Genomic DNA, 23,684 nt, shown 5'->3' on the forward strand with positions numbered 1-23,684 from the left:
TTCTGTTTGATAGGAAAAGGAATTTCTCGGGGCCGCCTCTCGGCGGCCTTGCGAAAAACGAATCCAAGTCAGACCATTTCAAATGGTTCGATGTCTGCCCGGATGCGACACTCGAAGTGTCCATCCTCGCAGTATCCGGTTCTCAAGGTGCACGCCTGCGCCGGTTCCCGGTCCGACCGGGCCGCGCGGCAAGGAGATATATTGCCAGAACGCGAAGCGATGTGGGACGTCAATTCCACTCTTCACAAGTCCTACACAATATATCGCTTCCTATATAAGTAATAGAAAGGCTGGTGCAGAAATACTGCACGTATCAGATGATGACCCTTCGGCTAAGAGATATATAAAGATCGGCCACCTGTAAGTGTCTATCTACCCGCGCTTTTGCGATATAAACCAGCGCCTTAGATAAAAAGAGGGAGCGCCGCGCACAGCGCGACACTCCCCTAGCGATTCAAGAGAATCAATTAGGCCTCGAGAGCCTTCTTGGCGATGGTAGCCAGCTCGTTGAAGGACTCGATGTCCTCGTAAGCCATCTGAGCCAGGACCTTGCGGTCGAGCTCGATACCGGCGACCTTCAGGCCGTGCATGAACTGAGAGTAAGAGATGTCGTTCAGGCGAGCAGCAGCGTTGATACGGGTGATCCAGAGAGAGCGAATCTCGCGCTTCTTATTGCGGCGGTCACGGTACTGATACTGCAGAGAGTGCTGGACCTGCTCTTTAGCATGCTTGTAAGTACGCGAAGCGGCACCGTAGTAACCCTTCGCACGGTGCATAACGGTACGGCGCTTCTTCTTGGCGGCAACAGCGCGCTTAATACGTGCCATGTTCTATCAACTCCTAGACGGTTAAACGAAAAACGGGAACGCTAACTTAGGCGAGACGCGACTTGATGACCTTGCGGTCGGCAGCGGCGATCTCGGTCTCCTGACGGAAGCCACGCTTACGCTTGGTGGACTTCTTGCTCAGGATGTGGCTCTTGAAAGCCTTGGCGCGCATAAGCTTGCCGGTACCAGTCTTGCGGAAACGCTTCTTGGTGCCGCTGTGGGACTTCATCTTAGGCATGAAATACTCCTTAATCGGTTACAGAACACTAGTTACTTAGTATCACTTGCCGCTTTATCCTCATCAAAGGCGCCCTTAATCGGGGCGAGCAGCATAAGCATGTTACGGCCTTCCATCTTAGGCTTGGACTCGACCGTAGCGTAAGGCTTAAGATCCTCGGCGAGACGCTCGAGAACGTTAAGACCCTGCTCCGGGTGAGCCATCTCACGGCCGCGGAACATGATGGTGATCTTAACGCGTGCGCCCTTCTTGAGGAAACGCAGAACGTGGCCCTTCTTGGTCTCGTAGTCGCCAACGTCGATCTTGGGACGGAACTTCATTTCCTTAACCTCGACCTTGGACTGGTTCTTACGAGCAGCCTTGGCCTTCATGGCCTGCTGGTACTTGAACTTACCGTAGTCCATGACCTTGCAGACCGGCGGCTCCGCGTTGGGAGCGATCTCGACAAGGTCGAGACCCTGATCGTCGGCGACGCGCTGGGCATCGCGGATGGCGAACAGGCCGAGCTGAGAGCCATCGACGCCAATCAAACGGCACGAAGATGCAGTGATCTCGTCGTTGATGCGGGTGTCATCAGACTTAGCTATTTTCCCTACCTCCATTCATAAAAAAATAACCCGGCGCTTCTTTGCAACCAGGTCGTACACATAGACATCCTCGATATGAGGAAGAGAATCTAAGTTGTATGACCAGTCAGCTGCTCATTGGCGCCAAAAGGTGGGAACCCTCGGGTTCCTCTTTAGGGCATTGCGGAAACAACGCCTTGGCGATAATAACACGTACCGCTCGTTATCACATTACGTACACGAAAAAGGGGGCCTTAACCCCCTTGAACGCTCTTTTGCATGTATGGTGCCCGAGGCGAGACTCGAGGGGCCTTCGCTTCGCGAAGCCCCGGGCTTCGGGCGCATGGCGCCCTCGCCACGCTCCGCTACAAACAGGCCACAGGCCTGTTTGCTTAACGCTCCGCGCGCTCACGCGAGTTCGGCACGAAAAAGGGGGCCTTAACCCCCTTGAACGCTCTTTTGCATGTATGGTGCCCGAGGCGAGACTCGAACTCGCACGTTGTTGCCAACGGTGGATTTTGAGTCCACTGCGTCTGCCAATTCCGCCACTCGGGCACGTATTGCGTGAGTTAGTTTATCACAGCTTTCCGTAGATTAGTCCGAAAATGGAACTTCGAGCATTTCGATGAGTTCGACCGTGCGGAGCATCTCACGCTGGCGGCATCCGCGACCGTCGACCGAGGCCTCGCCCATCTGGTTATCGTAGGGGTCCTCACGCATACCGTCAAAGACGGGTTCAAACTCTGCCTGGAACCGACAGTTTGCCACCATGCGCCATGGATCGAGGTTGCCAAAGTAGTGGCGGCGGCGCCATTCCTCCCCCATCCTGCGTGCCGAGGAGCCAAACGAGACATCGGCGTTAAGCCAACCCGTCTGCGGTGTATAGAACTCCGCCCAGTCATGCGAGCCCACCGAGTCGGGCGCAACGTACAGGCCGCTCTGCCAACGTGCGGGCACGCCGGCGATGCGGCACATAGTGATAAACGTGAGTGCCATAACACCGCAATCACCGCGAAGCGAATGCGCGCAGTCATCGGCGATAGAGCCCAGAAGCAGATACGGTGGCTGGTATCGATAGTCGATATGATGCGTCAAATAATCATAGATAGCCCGAGCGCGGTCGAGCTGATCCTCGAGACCATCGACAACATGTTCGGTCAGCTGCTGCAGATACGGCGTGAACGCAATATGCGGTCGGTCCTCGGAAATATCCTTGGGCAGCGGCGCGTCCATACACGGATGCGCCGGAAGTGCTCCCCCGTAGATATCGCAATAAGCGGCATTAATCAGATAACGATAGGTCACTGAGAACGATCGATCAGCCGAGGAAATCCACGAGGCGGTACGCGCCAAAGCGTTCGCGGGAGCAAGGACCCCCTCCGGCGTCATATCGAGAATCTCGATATGAGACTGCTGGCGGCAGGCTGCGGCAACGGGAAGCCACGCGCGAACGGTCTCCCCCTCCAGAGCACCGGGAACAGACACGGACGCTTTAAGCGTAATGGCACGAGACAACCCGCCCTGTGATTCCATCTTCTTAAGCATCTGGTTGCGCAGCGCAGTTCCATCCGTAGAATCGGGACGCAGGCCCGGAACCTCCTTGGGATACACACGCAAAGAATCAAGGAAGTTGTCGAGAACGAACAGTTCACCATCGATAAAGCGCCAGTCGATGCGCTTGCGATCGATTAGGTCGTCAAACTGATCCTCGGTAAACTCCGGCCACTCCTCGCGGATCATCGCAATAGCCTGATCGCGCGACACCGAAAAATGAAACGACGTCTCGATCATGCGATACCGCTCGGCACGAACGCAAGCGGCCAACGAGGGATCAGGGCTCTGCTCCAAAAGACGGTCGCAAGCCGCAACAGCCTGCGCCAGGTACCCGGCGTCCTTGAGACGAAGGATCTCAGGTGGCAATCCAATGTCGAGATGACGAAAATCATCGCAACAAACATCAACAGAGCAACCAACGGGGCCCTCGGCAACAACCTTTCCATCGGCAGGCAAAACATTAACGACAGCCATAACCACTCCCACGCAGAACGACAACCCGAGACCATTGTACCGACATAAAAAGAAAGCCCCAACAAGGGAGCCATCAACACCGCTGAACGGTAGTCAAATAAATAATTCAGCCTCGTAACCCTGCGGCGTTAAACAAAGGAAGCCCCATCCCCCGGAACTGTTTCCTTGGCGCGACTTCCGGCAAAGCCAGTAGCCATCTTAATTCAGCCCAGTAACCCTGTAGCGAGTTAACGAAGGAGGCCCCGTTCACCCGGAGCTTTTCCCATTGCGCGACTTCTGGCAAAGCCAGGTGAGCGCAAGGGAAAAGCGTAGGGTGAACAGGGCCTCCGACGGGAAAGTTAAACCGCTACTTACGCCTTGTTGACGGAGCCAAACTCCTCCATGAGCTCCTTAGTGCGGGCAACGATGGCCTCGCGACCAGGCTTCAGGAGCTTGCGGGGGTCATAGCCCTTGCCCTGCTGATCCTTGCCGGCCTCAACGTACTCACGCGTGGCGGCAGCGAAGACAAGCTGCAGGTCGGTGTTGACGTTGATCTTGGAGATGCCCAGGGAGATGGCCTTCTTGATCTGATCCTCGGGAATGCCGGTACCACCGTGCAGAACGAGGGGCAGGTCGCCGGTCTGAGCCTTGATCTCGCTCAGACGCTCGAAGGAAAGACCGGCCCAGTCGGCGGGATACACGCCGTGGATGTTGCCGATGCCGCAGGCGAGGAAGTCGACGCCCAGGTCAGCAATCTGCTTGCACTCAGCGGGGTCAGCGAGCTCGCCGTTGGAGGTCACGCCGTCCTCGGTGCCGCCGATGCCGCCGACCTCGGCCTCGATGGACATGCCCTTGGAGTGGGCAAGCTCAACGAGCTCCTTGGTGCGGTCGAGGTTAAGCTGGAAGGTCTCCTCATGAGAGCCGTCATACATGATGGACGTGAAGCCGGCCTCGATGCACTTGAAGCAGTCCTCGTAAGAACCGTGATCGAGGTGAAGGGCGACGGGAACGGTAACGCCCGTGGCCTCGACGGCAGCCTTGACCATGTCGGCGCAGACCTTGAAACCGCCCATCCACTTAGCGGCACCAGCGGTGCACTGAAGGATCAGCGGAGACTTGGCCTCCTCGGCGGCCTGGAGAATAGCCAGGGTCCACTCGAGGTTGTTGGTGTTGAAGGCACCGAGAGCATACTTGCCGGCCTCGGCCTTCTTGAGCATGTCTGCTGCGTTGACGAGCATAAAAGAAACCTCCTGTAAGGTTGCTCCGATAACGCATGAGATTTTACCACGGCGTACCCGAGCGTAAACGTTCGTTTGTTCACGAATATCGTCCAAACAGACTTTTTTTGACCGTTTGCCCTACGGAATCGGCCCGTTGGGGAAAATATCTTGACGTTTGGACGCTTCTCGTGCTTAAGCAGCTGACTACAAAGCTACATCTGCATGAAAGGGTTCTGCATGAGCTCGCGCGCCATAGTGGTCGAATCACCATGCCCCGTTAAACAAACGGTATCGGCTGAAAGCAGCTGGGCGAGCTTGGAGAGCGAGCGCAGAATCGCCGCCTCGTCTCCACCGGCGAGATCGGTGCGGCCGTGGCTGCCCGGGAACAGGGTGTCGCCAACAAAGGCGATGCTTCCCTGCTCGGTGGCGGCGAACAAGACAATGCCACCCGGTGTGTGACCGGGCGTCTCGATCACCTGCAGGCAGATATCACCCAATTCAATCGTATCGCCCTCAGCAAGCAATCGCGTCGGCTCGCCCGGATCGGGCGTATCGATGCCCCACATCGCTCGCTGCTCCTCGATATTCTCACGAGATACCAACACGTCCTTAGCACCTAACTCATATAGGAAACCCTTACCGACGGCGGCTCGCGCTCCGGCAACGCCACCTACGTGATCGGCATGGCCATGGGTGCAGACAGCGCCTAGCACGTGCGCGTCAGGATGCTTGGCATAGATATGTTCCACAAGACGCTCACCTTCCCAGGCCGGATCGATAATCAGGCATTCGCCGCTCGAGATTACGGCGTAACTGTTGGTCTGAATGGGGCCGTTTACAAGCGCCTCAATCGAAGCCGTACCCCGAGGGGTTAAGTCCAAAGCTGCAGTGACCATGAGCACGTCCTCCTTCTACAAGCGTCGAGGCATCAAACGATGCCTCGAACGTAGCCAATATCATTACCGTTGTGCGTTCGTCACGCCTATACGCGACGCTTAAGCTGAGCCCCACCCTCGCCAGGCATCAGACGGCGTGCGTCATAGACCGAGTCGACACTGCTGATGGATGCCAGCAGCGGATCCAGACCGCTCGCGTCCGAAATCTCGACCATAAAGCGCAGGGTCGCAATGCCCTCGCGGTTGGTCGAGGTAGCGGCGGAAAGGATATTTCCGCCTGCATCGCCAATGGCGATGGTGACATCCTTGAGCAAGCCCATACGATCCAAGCACTCGACCACGATCTCGACCTGGAAAAGCGTATCAGCAGCACCATCCCACTCCACGTCAATCATGCGCTCGGGGTGTTCCATGAGACCCTTGACGTTGGGGCAGTTGGCACGATGCACCGAGACGCCTCGACCGCGCGTGATAAAGCCCACGATGTCGTCGCCCGTCACCGGATTGCAGCAATGCGCCAGACGAACCAGCAGGCCGCTGTTGCTCTCGCCCTTGACGATAATGCCGTTGCTTGCGCTCTTGCCACGCTTTTGCGGTTTGCGGTTGGAACCGCGGGCAGGCTGCTTGACGACCTCAGCGATGGCTTCGGCCTTGGTGAGCTGCTCCTCGGGCTTGGGATCCAAGATTTGCTCGACCTTATTGCCCACAGCGCGCGGGGCGACCTTGCCCGCACCAACGGCTGCGAACAGGTCCTCGAGTTGCTTGAAGTTAAACTGCTCCGCCACGGCATTGAGCGCACGCGTGGATCGCGGCGTAGAGATGCCGTACCCGCGCTTGCGCAGGTCCTTGGCCAGCATATCGCGACCGGCAGCAGCGTCATCGTCTTTGGTCGCAGCGGCGAAGTAACGGCGAATCTTTGACTTGGCCGAAGGCGTCTTGACGATCTTGAGCCAATCGCGCGACGGCTTGGAGCTCTTGTTAGTCAGGATCTCGACACGGTCACCCGTCTTGATTTCGTGCGTGAGCGGAGCCACCGCACCGTTGATTTTGGCGCCGACGCAGTGGTTGCCGACCTCGGTATGAACAGCGTAGGCAAAGTCGAGCGGTGTAGAGCCCGCACGAAGCGCCATGACCTCACCCTTGGGCGTAAAGACAAAAATCTCCTGGTCAAACAGGTCGACCTTCAGTGAGTGCAGATATTCTTTGGCATCGGTGATCTCGTCAGAGGCTGCCCAATCGAGCGAGTGCTTGAGCCAGTTAATCTGATCGTCCAGACGCTGTGCGTCGTTGGTCTTGGAGGCAGACGATCCGCCCGATTTTTTATATAGCCAGTGGGCGGCGATGCCGTACTCGGCCTGCTCGTGCATCTCGTAGGTTCGAATCTGAATCTCGAGCGGACGGGCCGTGGGGCCGATAACCGTCGTATGGAGCGATTGGTAGTTATTGACCTTGGGCATGGCGATATAGTCTTTAAAACGACCGGGCATGGGATGCCACAAAGTATGCACGGCACCAAGCGTGGAATAGCAATCGCGCACCGAATGGGTGATGACGCGCAGCGCCACCAGATCATAAATCTCGGAGAACTCCTTGCCCTTGCGCTTCATCTTTTGATAGATGGACCAATAGTGCTTGGAACGACCGTTGATCTGAAAACCCTCAAGGCCAATGCGGTCGAGCTCATCGGTAAGCGTCTTGATAGTCTCGGCCAGAAAGCGTTCGCGAACCTCGCGTGACTCTGCCACCATGCGGGCGATGCGCTGGTAAGCGTCGGGTTCAAGGTAGAAGAAGGACAGATCCTCGAGTTCCCACTTGATAGAGCTCATGCCCAGGCGGTCGGCCAGGGGCGCGTACACATCCATGGTCTCGCGCGCCTTAAACAGGCGGCGGTCCTCGCGAAGGGCCGCAAGCGTGCGCATATTATGCAGGCGGTCGGCGAGTTTGACGATGATGACGCGAATGTCCTTGGACATGGCGAGGAACATCTTGCGCAGCGTAAGCGCCTGCTTTTCGTCCATGTTGTCGACTTCGATGTTGGTGAGCTTGGTCACGCCGTCGACGAGCTCTGCCACGGTTTCGCCAAACAGACCCGAAACATCGGCAAGCGAGGTATCGGTATCCTCGACGGTATCGTGCAGTAATGCAGCGCACACCACATCGCAGTCCATCTTAAGGTCGGCCAAAATGATAGCCACCTCGACGGGATGGTTAATGTACATCTCACCCGAGCGCCGCTTTTGGTTGCAGTGCTTCTCGGCAGCAAAGCAGTAGGCCTGCTCCACCTTGGAGAAGTCATCCTCACTCATATATTTAAGGCACAGGCGCTCCAGCTTGTCGTAGCTGTCCGCCATAATCTCGGGCGGCAGATCATCGGCATGCGTATAGTGCTCCATCTCCGAAAAGGGCTGGAGGGCGGAATCATGGGCGGTACGGGCTGCGGCATCCATCGAGGTCCCCTTCCCTAGGCCCGCGGTACGATCGGGCGGTTAATTTTGGTAAGCATATCAGAAGCGCACGAATCGAGTGCCCAACTCCGGAAAGCCGAGAACTCCATGCGCGAGCGCAAGCCCTCCAAATAGCGGATCGACCTGCTCAACTGCACGCGCCCGGGGTTTTCGGTCATCGCGATGCGACGGGTATCGTCAAATCCCGAAACGTGACAGAAACCGAGCTCTTCGAAGATTCCCAAGCCACTTGCCACCGAACGCTCATCGACCGGCGTGCGCGCGTCGATTGCAAGGCACATCTGCGCAATGTCGATATCGCTTGCGCAGAATGAATCGTCCCCCGTCTTGCCACGATTGGAGCGCCACATGGTCTGCAGCGCCCGATAGAGCGTGACAAGCTCATCGCGCTCGGGCGCGTAACAATCGAGCAGGCGCTCATTAATACGAGCGTCACGAGACGAATAGAGCAGGTGAATCACGGCAGGCTGCCCATCGCGGCCGGCACGGCCACTCATCTGGTTAAACTCAATCGCGCCAAACGGCATGTGGTAGAGCACGACATGGCGGATATCGGGCAGGTTGACGCCCTCACCGAAGGCCGAGGTTGAAACGATGCAGCTCAGGCTGCCATCTCGAAACGCCTCCTCGACGCGTCGGCGATCGGAACGCGCAAGCCCGGCGTTATAGAACGCGATATGGGTCGCGCAGTCGGGCACACGTTTGCGCAACGTCTTGGCAAGCGCCACGGACTGGTCGCGCGAGTTCACGTAGATGACGGTCTTCTCCCCCGTCGCAACGATCGAAACCAGGCGATTTTCACGGCTCACAAGGTCACGATCGTCCTCGAGTTGTAGGTTCTCGCGAACGGTCTCGTCGACCACCGTGCTGGTAATCGGCAATACGCGAGCAAGCTCTGCCACAACTGGAGCCGTCGCGGTAGCCGTTGCCGCCATGACAACAGGGTCGCCCAGGGCTTTAAGAATATCGGGCATATCGAGGTATGCACTCCGGTCACCACCCTTAGCAAGACCGGCATGGTGCGCCTCATCGATAACAACGAAGCCAATACGTCCAGAACGCGCAAATCGATCGCGGTGGATAGACAAGAACTCGGGCGTCGTGAGAACGATACCGGTGCGACCCGAAGCAAGGCCGGCGAACACGTCATCGCGTACGGCCTCCACGGTCTCGCCAGTCAGCACGCCGACACCAATGCCGAGCGCGGCCATCGTCGAGGAAAGGTGATAGGCCTGATCGGCAACGAGCGAACGCAGAGGATAGACAAAAATGCTCGCACGCCCGCGAAGAACCGCCTCGCGCGCGGCATGCACATGGAAAATCAGAGACTTGCCACGCCCCGTCCCCATAACGGCCAAAACGCTCTGATGGTCGGCAAGTGCATCGAGTGCCTCGACCTGCGCGCGATGCGGCTGGTTCGAGCCGATAAAGCTATGGATAAGCGAGCGCGTGAGCTCGGTATAAGAAAGCTGGGCGAGCGTCTCGCGTTTACGCGACTCCAGGCGCAGGCCAGAATCCGCCGGTTGCACGCCGCGGCGAAGCTCACATGCCGGATCGTCGATATTGGGCGCCGCGGTATCGCGCACCAAGACATCTTTGATCATGAGCTTGGGCTTCACACGTCCCTGCCAATGTTCGGCCACGGCCTCGAACACCAAGTCGACGGCGCTGTCGCAATTGATGAGCCTATCGATCTGCGGCACGCGGAACATGATGGCCGGCACACTCGCGGCACCATCGGTCGCCACAAAGCGCATGTGCTCGCCGGTTTTGCCCACCACGGCGCGATCGCACATCGTCACGCCCTCGGCGGCCAGAAGCGGCACCTTATTGCCCTGGCCAAACGGCTCAAGACGGGAAATTTGCTCGATGGTCTCGATATTTAGCTCGGAGAGATCAACGGTGGCGGCAATCTCGTCAGTGTCCTCAAAGTCCTCGGCGGGAAGCTCCGATAGCACGGCCGAAAGGCGACGGCGGAACTCATCGAGCTTAGATGCCTCGATGGTCACACCCACCGCACCGGCATGCCCGCCGCGACGAATCAGCAGGTCGGAGCAACGCTCGACGGCGTCGAACAAGTTGATCTTGCCCACCGAGCGGCCCGATCCGCGCGCAACGCCATCCTCGATCGAGAAGAGCAGCGCCGGCACGTGATAGCGATTGGTCAAGCGGCTCGCCACGATGCCCTTGACGCCCTCGTGCCAGCCCTCGCCGCCCACGACGATTGCGCGCCCGCCGTCATAAGTCTCCTCGACCTTCGCCATGGCATCGCGCGTAAGCTCGGCCTCGATCTCGCGGCGTTGGCGATTGATTTCCTCGAGCTCGGCGGCGAGCGCGCTCGCTTCGATGGGGTCGCGGGCAAGCAGCAGGTCGAGCGCCAGCTTGGGATCGGCCATGCGGCCGGCAGCATTCAGACGGGGGATGAGCGAAAACGACAGGCCGTCGGCCGTAATGGTAGAAAGGTCGGCCTTGGCAAGTGCGGCAAGCGCGATATAGCCGGGACGGGCCGTCACGCGCATCTGCTGGATGCCCTCGGCGACCAGTGCGCGATTCTCGGGCGTAAGCGGCATCATGTCGGACACGGTGCCCAGCGCCGCGACCTCTATCAGCGAACGCCAATACGACGGCTTGCCCAAACGCTCGCCCAGGACCTGCACCAGCTTGAGTGCCACGCCGGCACCGGCAAGCTCGCGCGAGGGACCCTTGTCCTCGAGCTTGGGGTCGGTCAGGGGCACGCCCTGCGGCACCTGGTCGGACGGCTCGTGATGGTCCGTGACCACCAAATCGATCCCCAGGCTCTCCAGATAGGAGGCCTCTTCCTTGGCGGCAATGCCGTTATCGACGGTCACGATCAGCTGGGGGCGAGCGAGCTCGTTAACGCGGTCGAGTGCCGCACGCGACAGGCCGTAGCCCTCGTCAAAGCGATGCGGAATAAACGGCGTGACGTTGGCGCCAAACGAACGCAGCGCCTCGGTCAACAGACAAGTCGACGTAATGCCGTCGACGTCAAAATCACCAAAGACGGCGATGCGCTCGTGGCTGCGAATAGCACGCTCAACGCGGTCGACGACGACCGCCATGCCCGGAATAACGAGCGGGTCCGCCCAGTCGCGATCGAGCGAAGGCGTCAAAAAAAGCTGGCCTTCCTCGATGGATGTAATGCCGTGCGCAACCATAATGCGCGCCACCAGCCCGGGTATGCCCAGGCCAGCCGAAAGCTCCTTTTCGAGCTCGGGGTTTTGCTGAGCGACCGCCCAGCGATGCGTTGTCTTAAGCGATGACATAGGCGCCCACCCCCGATAGGGGCAGGTCGCCGCGATACCTCTCACGGTTCATAGCGATGAGTCCTCTGTGTATGCCCGCTTCGGCAGGCAGATCTGTTGAACGGATTTATTATACCGTGCGGCGCGGACGCACAACGTCCAGCACGCCGTGGTTTCGATAAACGAGGGCGGTAATAGCCTCGAAATAATCGGGCGTTTCAGCCACACGGACGCATGCGAGCGTCTAGCATATCCATTCAAAACGGATTCACGAGCAAAGGGAGTCACAAGCGCATATGAAGCAATGGGTTGGACTGGGTAAGTTCCTCGCGGGGCATATGCAGATCATCGTTCCGATTTGCGTGACGCTCGGCGTGCTCTTTCCCCAGCAGATCGGCGTACTCAAGCCCATCGTCCCCACCCTGTTTGCCTTTATGACGTTCCAAGGTGCCCTCAGCAACACCTTCCATCAGGTAGCCGAAGTATTCCGCCGTCCGCTGCACCTGATTTTGGCGCTGCTGGTCTCGGCGGTGCTTATTCCCATAACAGCCTATGCCATGGGGTCGCTGTTCTTTGGCTCCAACCCCAACCTAGTCTGCGGTATCGTGCTCGAGTACAGCGTACCTGTGGCAGTCACTGCCTTTATGTGGATTAGCATGTTCGGCGGCAACGGCCCGCTCGCGCTCACCATCATCCTGACGTCCTCGGTTATCTCTCCCGTTACGATTCCGCTCACGCTTAAGCTCTTGCTGGGCGCCACCGTCTCGATCGACGTGCCGGGCATGATGAAGAACATGGCCTTCATGATCGCTATCCCCGCCCTGCTCGGCATCGTGATTAACGAACTCACGCGCGGATGGGGACACGAGAAGCTCTCCCCCGCGCTCTCGCCCGCCTGCAAGTTCATGATGATGGGTGTTATCGCGTCGAACTCCACCGCCATGAGCGAGTACGTGCTGCACATGAACGCGGTGCGCTTGGAAGTCGCCCTCTTTATTTTGATCTTCGCCATCAGCGGCTTTGTCGTCGGTATTCTGGTCGCCCGCGCACTGCATCTGCCGTATAGCGAAACGACTACCATGTGCTTTACCTGCGGCATGCGCAACATCTCTTCGGGCGCCGTCATCGCCACGCAATACTTTCCGGGCGAAGTCGTATTTCCCGTCATGTGCGGAACGCTGTTTCAGCAGGTACTTGCCTCGCTTATCGGGCATCTCTTTGAGCGTCTAACCGGCGAGGAGCGCGCTGCCCAGCGCAAGCGCGTCGAGGCCGGCCGCGACGCCATGGCACGCTAGGCTGTCCGCATTACGCGGGTGTTAGTCTTGCTATACGAGCGTTTCCAGATGCGCGCGCAGACGCTCAGCATCGATATCGAGCGTCGTCTCGGCATTGACCTGGGCCAAACGATAGCCGACAAAGTAGGGCGAAACCACCCAACGCGGCAGCGCCTTGGCAATGGTCCGACCGCCCAGGTGATAGAAGAACAAGTTGTACGACTCTGCACGGCCACCGTGGTGCTCGTTTAGGATATAACGCAGAGCTACCTGGATCGCATCGGCGAAGAGATCCGCCTCGGCTTGGTCCCGCGTGTCATCGCTGGCGGCGATTCCCCGCGGAGCTGAAACGTTGACCTCAAAGAACCCCATAATCGGTTCGGTTGAGATGTTGACCGCAATTCTCCCCTGTTGCCAGACATTGATGCCTTCGAAATTGGCGGAAGTCAGCGAAGCATAGCCATCTTCCTGCTCCAAACCCACAATCTGCATGTGCGGATGAACGAGACTACCGCCCGAGAGCGGACCCTTGTTCTTGTACATGAGCACGCTTCGATACTGCCGTGAATCGATCATCTGCTGCCAGCAACCCAGGGCAAACCGCATCACATGATGCAGCTCGTCCGGCGCATAGGTCACCAGGTCTGCGTCGTGGTCGGCCGACTCGATCAGCACGGTTTGACGGGTGGCGCGCAGGGTCTTGAACTTATTCTCGAGCCAGATACAGTCACCGTCGCGCCGGATGATATTGGCGAGTTCCTCGGTATCGCAAAAGGGGCACGCGGTGCCAGGGCGCCGGTTGTCGTCGGGCTTCCCGCTCGCCTGCTGAACGTCAAATACCAGGGGCACGGGTTATACCTCCAGCGGCACGATCTTGGTGCCATGGAGCTCGGAGACGCCCAGTGCCGCAGCCACGGTATCGCGGTTGGCCGTGGAAATGCCGCCGCCGGGAAGGATGGTCAGGCGATCGTTCGCGTAGTCGATAAGGTGCGACAGATGCTCCAGGTTGTCCTCAATCGGCGTGCCGGCGGCACCGCCATGCGTCAGGATGCGCGTTATGCCGCAGTCGGCGAGCGTGTCAATCGCGTCGAGCTGAGCCTCGGGCGAGAGCTGGTCAAACGCCATGTGAAAGGTGATGTCGATGGGCTCGCGCTTGCACTCCTCGGTCGCGCAGCCCGCAGCCATCACAAGGGCGCCCAACGCAAGTTCATCGAGCGCCCATCCGCCGGCACAAGGCTTGCAGCAGCCAAAGACCAAGCCATCGACGCCGGCACTTACGGCAAGGCCCAAGTCCATCTCCATCATGCGCAGCTCGTCCTGGTTGTAGTGAAAGTCGCCGCCACGCGGACGGATCATGCACATCACCCGTGCATCGTGCTCGCGAGCATAGCTGGTCGTAGCGCTGATCACGCCGGCCGAGGGCGTGGTGCCTCCAACCGCAAGGTTGTCGCACAGCTCAATGCGTCCCGCACCGGCCGCAATGGCCGCCGGCACCCGCTCAAAGTTCTCGGCACAAAACTCGTACAGCATAGATAGACCCCCAGATGACACTTCTATTTCCACACGGCATTGTCGCACTTTAAATACCAAGCCAACGGATCATTTCAAAAGGGGCGCTGACCGAGTTGGTCAGCGCCCCTATTACTGGATGGATTAACCACCAAGATAAGCTTTGCGGACGTTGTCGTCGTGCAGCAGCTCTTGGCCGGTGCCGGTCATGGTGATCTTGCCGGTCTCGAGCACGTAGCCGCGTGTGGCGATGGAAAGCGCCATCTGCGCATTCTGCTCGACCAGGAGCACCGTGGTGCCGGCCTTGTGCAAATCCTCGACAATCTGGAAGATCTGCTCGATCAGGATCGGCGCCAGACCCATGGAGGGTTCGTCGAGCATGAGCAGCTTGGGGTTACTCATAAGGGCACGACCCATAACGAGCATCTGCTGCTCGCCGCCCGAAAGGGTGCCGGCCACCTGGCGACGGCGTTCCTTCAGGCGCGGGAACTGCTCGTAAACACGTTCGAGGCCCGGGGCAACCGTGGACTTGGGCTGTGTATAGGCACCCATCTCCAGGTTCTCCTCGACCGTCATCTGCAAAAAGGCACGACGCCCCTCGGGTACCTGAGACAGGCCCTTGCCAACCAGCTTGTCGGCGGGCGTATGGATAATGTCCTCGCCCATAAACTTGATGGAGCCGGTCTTGGAGCGCAGAAGGCCCGAGACGGTCTTGAGCGTCGTGGACTTGCCGGCGCCGTTAGCGCCAATCAGGGCCACGATCTCGCCCTCGTTAACGTTAAAGGAGATGTCCTTAATGGCGTGGATGGCGCCGTACCAGACGTTGATGTTGTAGACGGAAAGCATCGGCTCTGCCATTTAGTTCTCCCCCTTATCCTGCTTGCCCAGATAAGCCTCAATAACGGCTTCGTTGTTCTGGATTTCCTCGGCCGTGCCCTTGGCGATGACCTTGCCAAAGTTAAGCACGCAGATACCCTCGCAAATATTCATGACGAGCGACATGTCGTGCTCGATGAGCATGATGGCAATGCCAAAGGTGTCGCGAATCTTGACGATGTTCGCCATGAGCTCCGCAGTCTCGGACGGGTTCATGCCGGCGGCAGGCTCGTCGAGCAGTAGTAGCTTGGGATTGGTGGCAAGCGCGCGGACGATCTCCAAACGACGCTGAGCGCCGTAAGGCAGCGAGCCGGCCTGCTCGTTTGCCAGATGTTCCATATCAAAGATGGACAGCAGCTCCATGGCGCGCTCATGGGCGGCCTTCTCGTGCTTCCAATACGTCGGCAGGCGCAGCACGCCCTCAAAGCCGGAGTAGCGCTCCTGGTTGTGCAGGCCGACCTTTACGTTGTCCTCCACCGTCATGGTGTTGAACAGGCGGATGTTTTGGAAGGTACGAGCGATACCCATGCGGTTGACCTGGTAGACGGACTTGCCCGAGGTGTCCTCACCGTCGAGCAGGATGGTGCCGTGCGTGGGCTGGTACACCTTGGTGAGCAGGTTGAAGACCGTGGTCTTGCCGGCGCCGTTGGGGCCGATGAGACCGGCGATCTCGGTCTTACCGATGGTCAGGCTAAAGTCGTCGACCGCCTTGAGGCCGCCGAACTCAATGCCCAGGTGGATGCACTCGAGCGCCGGGCGCTCGCCCAGGTCGCGGTCGGGAACGATGGCGCCAGAAGGATACGGGACCATCTTGCCCTTGTTGAACTCAAAATTACTGGGCATCGGTTGCCACCTCCTTCTTGGAAGCAAAGCGGTCCTTAATGCGCGCGAAGAACGCCTTGAGCTGCGGGTTGTTAGTAAAGACCATGACCAGAATCAACACGATGGCGTAGATGAGCATGCGGTAGTCCGAGAACTGACGGAGCAGCTCGGGGAGCACCGTGAGCAGCGCCGCCGCGATGACGGAACCGCGCATGTTGCCCAGACCGCCCAGGACCACGAACACCAGAATGAGAATCGACGTGTTGAAGTCGAACTTAGTGGCGGAGAGCTGCGAGAAGTTACCGCCGAAGAGGGCTCCGGCGGCACCGGCGAGAGCGGCGGAGACCACGAAGGCGATCATGCGGTACTGGGTGACGGAGATACCCACGGACTCGGCAGCGATCTTGTTATCGCGCACGGCCATGATGGCACGACCGGTGCGGCTGCGGACCAAGTTGAGCACAATCACGAGCGCAAGCATAACCAGGATGGCGCCAGCAAGGAACGTCGAGTAGGTCGAAACACCAGATGCGCCCTGGGCACCCTTGATGATAGCGGTGCCGTCTTCGAGCAGGTGTAGGTCGTCGATCGTGGAATTGCCCGTGATGTTAAAGATCACGTGCAGGCCGCGGGAATCGACGCCCACAATGAGGCAGGTAACGATCTCTTTGATAATCTCGCCAAAGGCCAAGGTTACGATGGCCAGGTAGTCACCGCTCAGGCGAAGAACCGGAATACCGATCAGGAAGCCCAGAATGGCAGCGGCGATAGCGCCGACCACAATGCTGATGATCAGACGCACCGGGTCAGACGGAATGGCGCTCTCCAGCGCGACGGCGGTGACGATTCCCGTATAGGCGCCGACGCTCATAAAACCCGCGTGGCCCAGCGACAAGTCGCCCGCGATGCCGACGACGAGGTTGAGCGAGATGGCCATGACGATATAGGCCGTGATGGGAACCAGCTGACCGACAATCATGCGCGGAATCATGTGGTTAGACTGCATAAAGAACACGATGGCGAACGCCACAACGCACATGGCGTACGTGACAAAGTCGTGACGCGTCTGCTTGTCTGTAAGAAACTTCATAACGCTCACCTACACCTTCTCGGGTACGTACTTGCCCAAGAGGCCGGCAGGCTTGACGAGCAGGACGATGATCAAAACGCCAAAGACGATGGAGTTGGCAAGGCTCGTGGAAATGTAAGCCTGCGCCATCGCCTCGATGATGCCGATGAGAATGCCGCCGACAAAGGCACCGGGGATGGAGCCGATGCCGCCGAAAACGGCAGCGTCGAAGGCCTTGATGCCAGGCATGGCGCCCGTGGTAGGCTGCAGAACCGGCGAGTAGGAGCACAGGAGCACACCGGCGATGGCGGCAAGGGCGGAGCCGATGGCGAACGTCATCGAGATGGTGCGGTTGACGTTGATGCCCATGAGCTGAGCGGCGGCCTTGTCCTCGGACACGGCGCGCATGGCCTTGCCCATCTTGGTCTTACCTGTAAAGATCATCAGACCGGCCATGATAACCAGGCAGGCGACGATGGTGACGAGCGAGACGGCACTTACGTTGAACTTGGCCAAGAACTCCGGCACCGGGAAGGTGACGAGCGAAGTGAAGTTCTTGGGTGTGGCGCCCCACAGAAGCTGCGCGGCATTCTGCAGGAAGTAGGACACACCGATGGCCGTGATCAGAACGGCCAGCGGGCCTGCTTGGCGCAGCGGCCTATAGGCCAGACCCTCAATGAGAACACCGAGAACCGTGCAGACCACACAAGAGAGAACTACAGATGCCCAGCCCGGGAGGCCGAGATACGACGTGGCGCAGAACGAGACATAGGCACCGACCATGATGACATCGCCGTGAGCGAAGTTGAGCATCTTGGCGATACCGTAGACCATGGTGTAGCCCAACGCGATGATGGCGTAGACGCTGCCCATGGACAGGCCGTTGACCAGGTATTGGATAAAGACCGTCATGTTCCACATCCCCCTTTCGAATAGGTTTCCAGTTAATGTATGAAACAGGGACGTTACGTTGTCCCCAGATACCAAGCAAGCAGGGAAGGCGAAAACCTCCCCTGCTTGGGATCAAAACCGCTCTATGTAAGGCGGCCTATTAGGCCAGTACGTACTTGCCGTCGGTGATGACATACGCCGTAGGATCCTTCTGGACCTGGCCCTTGTCGTTCCAGGAGAGCTTGCCGGTCAGACCGTCAACGGTAATCTTGAGCATAGCCTTGGGCAGCTTCTCGGCGACCTCGGTCGGGTCGGCGTCGACACCAAGACCGGCCTCCTTGAGGGCCTCGACCACCGCATGCACGCCGTCGTAGGCATCGGCGGCAAACTGGTCGGGGGTATCGCCGTACTTATCCTTGTAAGCGTTGACGAAGTCGGCGTTCTTCTCGTCGTCGGCGGAGAACGGGGTCATGAGCAGCAGACCCTCGGCAAGAGAGGTGTCGAAGCCCTCGACGCCCAGGATACCGTCCATGCCGTCGCAGCCCATCATCTTGACGTCGTAGCCCATGTCCTTGGCGTTCTTGAGCAGGACGGACGCCGGCGTGTAGTAGATCGGCGCAAAGATCATGGTGGCGCCGGCCTGCTTGGCCTTGGTCAGCTGGTTGGTAAAGCTCGTAGCGGAGTCGTCCTTAAAGGTCTCCTCGTCAACAATCTCGAGCTTAGACTCAGCGGCCTGGGCCTTAAAGGAATCTGCAATGCCCGAAGAATAAGCGTCGCCGGAGTTATAGAACAGCACGAACTTCTCGTCCGCATACTTCTCTGCCAGGAACTTGGCAGCGTTGACGCCCTGGTTGGGGTCGGTAAAGCAAACCTGGAAGACACAATCCTTTCCGTCGGTGACGTCCTCGGAGGACGCGGACGGGGTGATCATGAATGTCTTGGGGTCGTTACCGCACTCTGCGGCAACGGCAACCGACGCACCCGTGGTGGTCGGGCCGACGAGGGCCTGCATGCCCCAGTCGAGCAGGTTATTAAAGGCGTTGACGGCCTTCTCGCCGTCGGCCTGGTCGTCCTCGGCCTTGCTGGCAAGCGGCAGCTCCTTGGTGGAGAAGTCCTTGCAGCCAAGCTCGACGCCCTGGGTAACGGACTTGCCGTAAGACGCGGCGGCACCGGTCAGCGGGCCAATGGTGCCGATCTTAAACGAAGCGTCGCTCGAAGCGGAACCGCTGTCGCCACCGTTGGAGGAGCAGCCAGCTAGAATGGACATCGCCCCCAGACCTGCTGCGCTCGCGATAACGCTCCTGCGATTCATAACAGGGTTCAATGACTTACCGGTGAGGCTCGACATGCGGCTCTCCTCTCAAATCTCGTCGGGTTTCGGTTACCCGACAGGCCATCCTCCGCCGTCTTCGGCGTTCGCAAAATAGTAGACGCTTTAGTTGAGAAAAGTGGCGATTATTTCAACTTTTCTTTTGCCTTGTCCATTTATCCATAATTATGCGTATTTCTGTCGGTTTATACAGTTTAGCGACTTTATTGTGTGAAAGTAATGTTTCCGTTTTGTTACAAGCTTTCCTGCCCTGAATAACATGGCCCCACCGGTCTCGTTATATGCACTTAGGCGGCGATGTACTTGCCGTCCTGAATCACATAGGCCGTAGCGGGCTTCTCGACTTGGCCCTCGTCGTTCCACGTGAGCTCGCCTGTCAGGCCCTCAATCTTGATCTTGCGCATAGCCTTGGCAAGGTCGCCGGCAATGTCGGCGCCGTCGACCGTAATGTCGATGTCCGCCTCATCGATTGCCTCGACAATCGCGTGGATGCAGTCATAAGCATCGGCGGCAAACTGGTTGGGCGTCTCGTTGTAGGCGTCCTTATATGCCTTGACGAAGTCGGCGTTCTTCTCATCGTCGGCAGAGAACGGGGTCATGAGCAGCACGCCCTCGGCAAGAGAGGTGTCGAAGCCCTCAACGGAGAGCAGGCCGTCCATGCCGTCGGTGCCCATGAGGGTCATTTCGTAGCCCATGTCCTTGGCGTTCTTGAGCAGGACGGACGCCGGCGTGTAATAGATCGGGGCAAAGATAAGCGTGGCGCCGGCCTCCTTGGCCTTGGTGAGCTGGTTGGTAAAGCTCGTGGAAGAGTCGTCCTTAAAGGTCTCGGTATCGACGATATCGAGCTTGGACGCCTTGGCCTGCTCGGCAAAAGCGTCGGCAACGCCCGAGCTATACGTATCGCCGGAGTTGTAGAACAGGGCGATCTTGGCGTCTGCATACTTCTCGGCCAGGAACTTCGCGGCGCTGGCGCCCATGGTGGGATCGGTGAAGCAAACCTGAAAGACCGTGGTCTTATCCTTTGTGACGTCGAGCGACGAGGCCGAAGGCGTGACCATGAGCATATCGTCGGCGATCTCGCCCGAGACGGCGACGGCGGCACCAGTCGTGACGGGGCCGACGAGCGCCTGCATGCCCCAGTCGCACAAGGTATTGAAGGCGTTGATGGCCTTCTCGCCGTCGGCGACGTCATCCTCGGACTTAAGCGAGAGTTTGAGATCCTTGGTCGAGAAATCCTTGGCGGCGAGCTTGGCACCTTTCTCGGCCGAAACGCCATAGGTTGCCGCGGCGCCGGTCAGAGGGCCGATGACACCGATCTTGAAGGTCTTACCGTCATCGGCGGAGCCGCCGTCCGAGCCACCCGACGAGCAACCAGCGAGCGCGGCAGCGCTGCCGAGCGCCGCGGCGCCGGCGAGAAAGTTCCTACGGCTGAGCGTGCTGTTGATGTTGAACATGGTGTCCCCCTTTTTCGCTGGCCGCGGTGCGGCCGTCTTGCGGTACGGGGCAAACCTTATGGCGCAAACGTTGACAGTTTGTTACGGAGTTCCGTTTGTAGCGAGCATGTTTCCAATGTTTCCGCAGCGTTTCGGGGGTGCCGTTTTGTGCGACTCCTGTTGCCTGGCGAGCACGCGCTCTCGGTTCACGCTAGAATGCACTCAACATTACTTGATCAATCAATCTATAAGATGCACGAAGGAGCTATCTATGAGCGAACCCCTGCGCACCGTGAACGTCGGTCTGATCGGTCTGGGAACCGTCGGCGGCGGCGTGGCCCGTCTGATCAAGAGCCACCACGATGAGTACCTGGCCGCCTACGGCATCGACCTTAAGCTGACCCGCGCCTGCGCGCTTGCCTGGGAGCAGGCCGAGGCAGCCGGTATTGAGCGCGAGGCCTTTACGAGTGACTGGCATGACGTCGTTACCGACCCCGCCGTCGATATCGTCGTCGAGCTGATCGGCGGCGAGCATCCCGCGACCGAGATCTTCACCACCGCCTTTGAGAACGGCAAGCACGTCGTCTCTGCCAACAAGGCCCTGTTGGGCCGTCATGTCGAGACGCTCGCCGAGAAGGCGCGCGCGTGCGGCGTGCAGATTAAGTGCGAGGCCAGCTGCGGCGGCGGCATCCCCATCGTGAGCACGCTCGAGCACGACCTGGTGGGTAACAAGATCCTGACCATCGCCGGCATTCTCAACGGTACCACCAACTATATCCTGTCGCGCATGGACGCCGAGGGCGCCGATTACGCCGACGTGCTTGCCGACGCGCAGGCCAAGGGCTATGCCGAGGCCGACCCGTCCGCCGACGTCGACGGCTTCGACGCCGCCAGCAAGACGGCGATCCTCGCCTCCATCGGCTTTGGCACCCGCGTGACCACCGATGATGTGTACCAGCAGGGTATCCGTACCATCGGCGCCGAGGACATCGCCCAGGCCCGCGAGCTCGGCTACACCATTAAGCTGCTCGGCATCGCCCGCAACACCGACGCCGGCGTCGACGTCCGCGTGCATCCCACGCTGATCCCCGCCGACCACATGCTCGCCAAGGTCAACGGCGCCATGAACGCTGTCTACGTGGTAGGCGACGCCGTGGGCGAGACCATGTTCTACGGTGCCGGCGCAGGCTCCTTCCCCACCGCGAGCGCCGTCGTGGGCGATATCCTGTCGCTCTCCGAGCAGATCAGCCGCGGCGTGGCTCCGCTGCCCGAGATTGAGCCCTATGGCCACAACCTCGCCTTTAAGCCCATGGACGAGCTCCAGACCAAGTACTATGTGCGCCTGAAGGTCGCCGACCGCGTGGGCGCCCTGTCCGAGACGGTCGACATCTTTGCCAAGCACAACATCTCGATCTCGCTCATTAACCAGGTCGAGGATGGCAAGTCGGGCGCCAGCGATACCTGCTCGGTCATCTTCCTGACGCACCGCGCGCTCGAGAAGGACGTCCAGGCTGCCGCCGCCGAGCTTGCCAGCGTCGACTGCGTGGCCGAGGTCGCCAACGTCCTGCGCATCGAGAACGTCGAGGCCTGGACCGAAGGCGTCATGGCCAACTAACCCAACGCTCGCCCAGCAATACGCGCTTTGAGGGCTCCCGTCCGATGTGGGACGGGAGCCCTTTTGCCTCCTGCCCTAAGCACAACGGCAGAGCACATTTGCGCGAGCCGCTCATCGGTAACGCGCGCCACCGTTCACCGATATGCAAACGCGGTCGATTCCGGCTACCGCTACGCTGTGCTGAGAATGTCCGCCCGCGATGAGAGGAAACACTATGTTGCTCGAGGGCAAGAAAGCGATCGTCACCGGAGGCACGCGCGGTATCGGCTATGCCATCGCCTGCCGTTTTATCGAAGAGGGTGCCGCAGTCACCGTCTTTGGCTCGCGCCAGGAGACTGCCGACGCGGCCGTTGAGAAGCTGGCTGCCGCCTATCCCGACGCCAAGGTCTGGGGCCGCTCCTGCGACCTCACCTCACTCGAGGCCGTAACCGAGGCTTTTACCCAGGCTGCAACCGTCATGGGCGGCTTGGACACGGTCGTCAACAACGCCGGCATCTCCCAGCGCTCGCCGCTTTTGGACTACACGGCCGAGGAGTTCGCCAAAGTCATGGACCTCAACGTCGTCGCCGTCTTTAACGGTCACCAGGCGGCCGCCAAGATTATGACCGAGGCCGGCCACGGCGGCACCATCACCACCACGAGCTCGATGGTCGCCAAGTACGGTCAGCCCTCCGGCGTCGGTTACCCCACGTCCAAGTTTGCCGTCAACGGCATGGTCCAGTCGCTCTCGCGCGAGCTCGCCCCCATGGGCATTCGCGTCAATGCCGTCGCACCCGGCGTAACCAAAACCGATATGGTCGCCAACCTGCCCGAAGAGGTCATCAAGCCCATCATCGCCACCATTCCGCTGGGTCGCATGGGCGAGCCCGAGGATGTCGCCAACGCCTTTGTTTTCCTGGCGAGCGACATGTCCTCCTACGTCACGGGCGCCGTGCTCCCCGTCGACGGAGCCGCCCGCTCCTAAAGGTCGCAAGCCACGACTTCGAACCTCAACGAGGCCCAACGCAAAAGGCGCGCGGCCTGCAACAACCGCTGGCAGCGCGCCTTCTTCTGTTTGTAAGGGAAACTGCGTCCCGGTATTTCAGCTCCGAATGGGACACAGCTTCCCTCAGGGCCATGTTTTGGAAAGTGCGCCCCGTTTTGAACGCCAATTCTGGGACGCGCTTTCCGCAAGGCCTTTGATTCGGAAAGCGCATCCCATTTTGAACCTTCAGACTGGGACGCGCTTTCCGGCAGGAGTCCAAAGCGGAAACCGCATCCCACTCTGGGCGTGGGACTGCGGACAAAAAGTTGGACCGTTGAGGTCCGGAACGGAGTCCGCATGGCATACAGTAGGAGAATGGTGGAGAGGGCCAGGGCGCTTCGCGGCGCCGGGCTCACCGT

At 59.3% G+C, this 23,684-nt stretch carries 19 protein-coding genes and 1 tRNA gene; 3 read left to right on the forward strand and 17 right to left on the reverse strand.

The genetic code is table 11. The features are described from left to right. Window positions 1–467 precede the first annotated feature (467 nt). The 9 genes from rplT to recJ form a co-directional block, all read right to left on the reverse strand. Window positions 468–827, reverse strand: coding sequence for a 50S ribosomal protein L20 (rplT, locus tag ACTNBB_RS08195; RefSeq protein ID WP_006234421.1), 360 nt, complete (start codon window positions 825–827; stop codon window positions 468–470). A 46-nt stretch (window positions 828–873) separates the two neighbouring features. After that, window positions 874–1,065 (reverse strand): 50S ribosomal protein L35, encoded by a 192-nt coding sequence (gene rpmI / locus ACTNBB_RS08200; protein WP_006234422.1) that lies wholly within the window; start codon window positions 1,063–1,065, stop codon window positions 874–876. Between the two features lie 32 nt (window positions 1,066–1,097). After that, window positions 1,098–1,667 (reverse strand): translation initiation factor IF-3, encoded by a 570-nt coding sequence (infC, locus tag ACTNBB_RS08205; protein ID WP_006234423.1) that lies wholly within the window; start codon window positions 1,665–1,667, stop codon window positions 1,098–1,100. Between the two features lie 432 nt (window positions 1,668–2,099). Beyond that, window positions 2,100–2,186, reverse strand: a tRNA-Leu gene (locus tag ACTNBB_RS08210). Window positions 2,187–2,225: 39 nt separating this feature from the next. Further along, window positions 2,226–3,659, reverse strand: a complete 1,434-nt coding sequence (locus tag ACTNBB_RS08215; RefSeq protein WP_441057752.1) for a transglutaminase-like domain-containing protein — start codon at window positions 3,657–3,659, stop codon at window positions 2,226–2,228. A gap of 350 nt (window positions 3,660–4,009) precedes the next feature. Continuing rightward, on the reverse strand, window positions 4,010–4,876 hold the full coding sequence (gene fba / locus ACTNBB_RS08220) for a class II fructose-1,6-bisphosphate aldolase (protein ID WP_154517212.1): 867 nt from the start codon (window positions 4,874–4,876) through the stop codon (window positions 4,010–4,012). Between the two features lie 194 nt (window positions 4,877–5,070). Next, on the reverse strand, window positions 5,071–5,754 hold the full coding sequence (locus ACTNBB_RS08225) for an MBL fold metallo-hydrolase (protein ID WP_441057755.1): 684 nt from the start codon (window positions 5,752–5,754) through the stop codon (window positions 5,071–5,073). A gap of 86 nt (window positions 5,755–5,840) precedes the next feature. Continuing rightward, the gene (locus tag ACTNBB_RS08230; RefSeq protein ID WP_154517206.1) at window positions 5,841–8,201 is read right to left on the reverse strand and encodes a RelA/SpoT family protein; all 2,361 of its coding nucleotides are present in this window, start codon (window positions 8,199–8,201) and stop codon (window positions 5,841–5,843) included. Between the two features lie 14 nt (window positions 8,202–8,215). After that, window positions 8,216–11,503, reverse strand: coding sequence for a single-stranded-DNA-specific exonuclease RecJ (gene recJ, locus ACTNBB_RS08235; RefSeq protein WP_441057758.1), 3,288 nt, complete (start codon window positions 11,501–11,503; stop codon window positions 8,216–8,218). Window positions 11,504–11,778: 275 nt separating this feature from the next. Between recJ and ACTNBB_RS08240 the strand changes: the two genes are divergently transcribed. Continuing rightward, the gene (locus ACTNBB_RS08240) at window positions 11,779–12,777 is read left to right on the forward strand and encodes a bile acid:sodium symporter family protein (RefSeq protein WP_441055639.1); all 999 of its coding nucleotides are present in this window, start codon (window positions 11,779–11,781) and stop codon (window positions 12,775–12,777) included. Window positions 12,778–12,807: 30 nt separating this feature from the next. Here the strand turns inward: ACTNBB_RS08240 and ACTNBB_RS08245 are convergent, their stop codons facing one another. The 8 genes from ACTNBB_RS08245 to ACTNBB_RS08280 all read right to left on the reverse strand — a co-directional run bounded on the left by ACTNBB_RS08245 (window position 12,808) and on the right by ACTNBB_RS08280 (window position 20,707). Continuing rightward, window positions 12,808–13,605, reverse strand: coding sequence for a DUF4931 domain-containing protein (locus ACTNBB_RS08245; protein ID WP_427796206.1), 798 nt, complete (start codon window positions 13,603–13,605; stop codon window positions 12,808–12,810). Window positions 13,606–13,608: 3 nt separating this feature from the next. Continuing rightward, entirely contained in the window at window positions 13,609–14,286 is a 678-nt protein-coding gene (locus tag ACTNBB_RS08250) for a copper homeostasis protein CutC (RefSeq protein ID WP_441042492.1), read from the reverse strand. Between the two features lie 123 nt (window positions 14,287–14,409). Continuing rightward, on the reverse strand, window positions 14,410–15,123 hold the full coding sequence (locus tag ACTNBB_RS08255; RefSeq protein WP_229770701.1) for an ABC transporter ATP-binding protein: 714 nt from the start codon (window positions 15,121–15,123) through the stop codon (window positions 14,410–14,412). After that, window positions 15,124–15,984: an ABC transporter ATP-binding protein gene (locus ACTNBB_RS08260; RefSeq protein WP_154517194.1), complete on the reverse strand. Its 861-nt coding sequence runs from the start codon at window positions 15,982–15,984 to the stop codon at window positions 15,124–15,126. After that, window positions 15,974–17,053, reverse strand: coding sequence for a branched-chain amino acid ABC transporter permease (locus tag ACTNBB_RS08265; RefSeq protein WP_441057761.1), 1,080 nt, complete (start codon window positions 17,051–17,053; stop codon window positions 15,974–15,976). The genes ACTNBB_RS08260 and ACTNBB_RS08265 overlap by 11 nt, the downstream gene beginning before the upstream one ends. Window positions 17,054–17,062: 9 nt before the next feature. Next, on the reverse strand, window positions 17,063–17,944 hold the full coding sequence (locus tag ACTNBB_RS08270; RefSeq protein ID WP_154517188.1) for a branched-chain amino acid ABC transporter permease: 882 nt from the start codon (window positions 17,942–17,944) through the stop codon (window positions 17,063–17,065). A 139-nt stretch (window positions 17,945–18,083) separates the two neighbouring features. Next, window positions 18,084–19,271 carry an ABC transporter substrate-binding protein gene (locus ACTNBB_RS08275; RefSeq protein ID WP_154517185.1) on the reverse strand — a complete coding sequence of 396 codons (1,188 nt, stop codon included), beginning with the start codon at window positions 19,269–19,271 and terminating at the stop codon, window positions 18,084–18,086. Between the two features lie 269 nt (window positions 19,272–19,540). Next, window positions 19,541–20,707 carry an ABC transporter substrate-binding protein gene (locus tag ACTNBB_RS08280; protein WP_427719714.1) on the reverse strand — a complete coding sequence of 389 codons (1,167 nt, stop codon included), beginning with the start codon at window positions 20,705–20,707 and terminating at the stop codon, window positions 19,541–19,543. A 250-nt stretch (window positions 20,708–20,957) separates the two neighbouring features. Here ACTNBB_RS08280 and ACTNBB_RS08285 point away from each other — a divergent pair, with 250 nt between their 5' ends. Then, entirely contained in the window at window positions 20,958–22,301 is a 1,344-nt protein-coding gene (locus ACTNBB_RS08285) for a homoserine dehydrogenase (RefSeq protein WP_441057765.1), read from the forward strand. A 214-nt stretch (window positions 22,302–22,515) separates the two neighbouring features. Then, complete coding sequence (locus tag ACTNBB_RS08290) at window positions 22,516–23,265, forward strand: SDR family NAD(P)-dependent oxidoreductase (RefSeq protein ID WP_441057768.1); 750 nt, start codon at window positions 22,516–22,518, stop codon at window positions 23,263–23,265. The last annotated feature ends 419 nt before the right edge of the window (window positions 23,266–23,684 follow it).

The organism is Collinsella sp. HCP28S3_B9, assembly GCF_052066095.1.
Taxonomy (GTDB): domain Bacteria; phylum Actinomycetota; class Coriobacteriia; order Coriobacteriales; family Coriobacteriaceae; genus Collinsella.

Excerpts from the sequence above, each read along its gene's own strand:
- rplT (WP_006234421.1), bottom strand. The coding sequence starts at position 827 with ATGGCACGTATTAAGCGCGCTGTTGCCGCCAAGAAGAAGCGCCGTACC.
- rpmI (WP_006234422.1), bottom strand. The coding sequence starts at position 1,065 with ATGCCTAAGATGAAGTCCCACAGCGGCACCAAGAAGCGTTTCCGCAAG.
- infC (WP_006234423.1), bottom strand. The coding sequence starts at position 1,667 with ATGGAGGTAGGGAAAATAGCTAAGTCTGATGACACCCGCATCAACGAC.
- ACTNBB_RS08215 (WP_441057752.1), bottom strand. The coding sequence starts at position 3,659 with ATGGCTGTCGTTAATGTTTTGCCTGCCGATGGAAAGGTTGTTGCCGAG.
- fba (WP_154517212.1), bottom strand. The coding sequence starts at position 4,876 with ATGCTCGTCAACGCAGCAGACATGCTCAAGAAGGCCGAGGCCGGCAAG.
- ACTNBB_RS08225 (WP_441057755.1), bottom strand. The coding sequence starts at position 5,754 with ATGGTCACTGCAGCTTTGGACTTAACCCCTCGGGGTACGGCTTCGATT.
- ACTNBB_RS08230 (WP_154517206.1), bottom strand. The coding sequence starts at position 8,201 with ATGGATGCCGCAGCCCGTACCGCCCATGATTCCGCCCTCCAGCCCTTT.
- recJ (WP_441057758.1), bottom strand. The coding sequence starts at position 11,503 with ATGTCATCGCTTAAGACAACGCATCGCTGGGCGGTCGCTCAGCAAAAC.
- ACTNBB_RS08240 (WP_441055639.1), top strand. The coding sequence starts at position 11,779 with ATGAAGCAATGGGTTGGACTGGGTAAGTTCCTCGCGGGGCATATGCAG.
- ACTNBB_RS08250 (WP_441042492.1), bottom strand. The coding sequence starts at position 14,286 with ATGCTGTACGAGTTTTGTGCCGAGAACTTTGAGCGGGTGCCGGCGGCC.
- ACTNBB_RS08255 (WP_229770701.1), bottom strand. The coding sequence starts at position 15,123 with ATGGCAGAGCCGATGCTTTCCGTCTACAACATCAACGTCTGGTACGGC.
- ACTNBB_RS08260 (WP_154517194.1), bottom strand. The coding sequence starts at position 15,984 with ATGCCCAGTAATTTTGAGTTCAACAAGGGCAAGATGGTCCCGTATCCT.
- ACTNBB_RS08265 (WP_441057761.1), bottom strand. The coding sequence starts at position 17,053 with ATGAAGTTTCTTACAGACAAGCAGACGCGTCACGACTTTGTCACGTAC.
- ACTNBB_RS08270 (WP_154517188.1), bottom strand. The coding sequence starts at position 17,944 with ATGACGGTCTTTATCCAATACCTGGTCAACGGCCTGTCCATGGGCAGC.
- ACTNBB_RS08275 (WP_154517185.1), bottom strand. The coding sequence starts at position 19,271 with ATGTCGAGCCTCACCGGTAAGTCATTGAACCCTGTTATGAATCGCAGG.
- ACTNBB_RS08280 (WP_427719714.1), bottom strand. The coding sequence starts at position 20,707 with ATGTTCAACATCAACAGCACGCTCAGCCGTAGGAACTTTCTCGCCGGC.
- ACTNBB_RS08285 (WP_441057765.1), top strand. The coding sequence starts at position 20,958 with ATGAGCGAACCCCTGCGCACCGTGAACGTCGGTCTGATCGGTCTGGGA.
- ACTNBB_RS08290 (WP_441057768.1), top strand. The coding sequence starts at position 22,516 with ATGTTGCTCGAGGGCAAGAAAGCGATCGTCACCGGAGGCACGCGCGGT.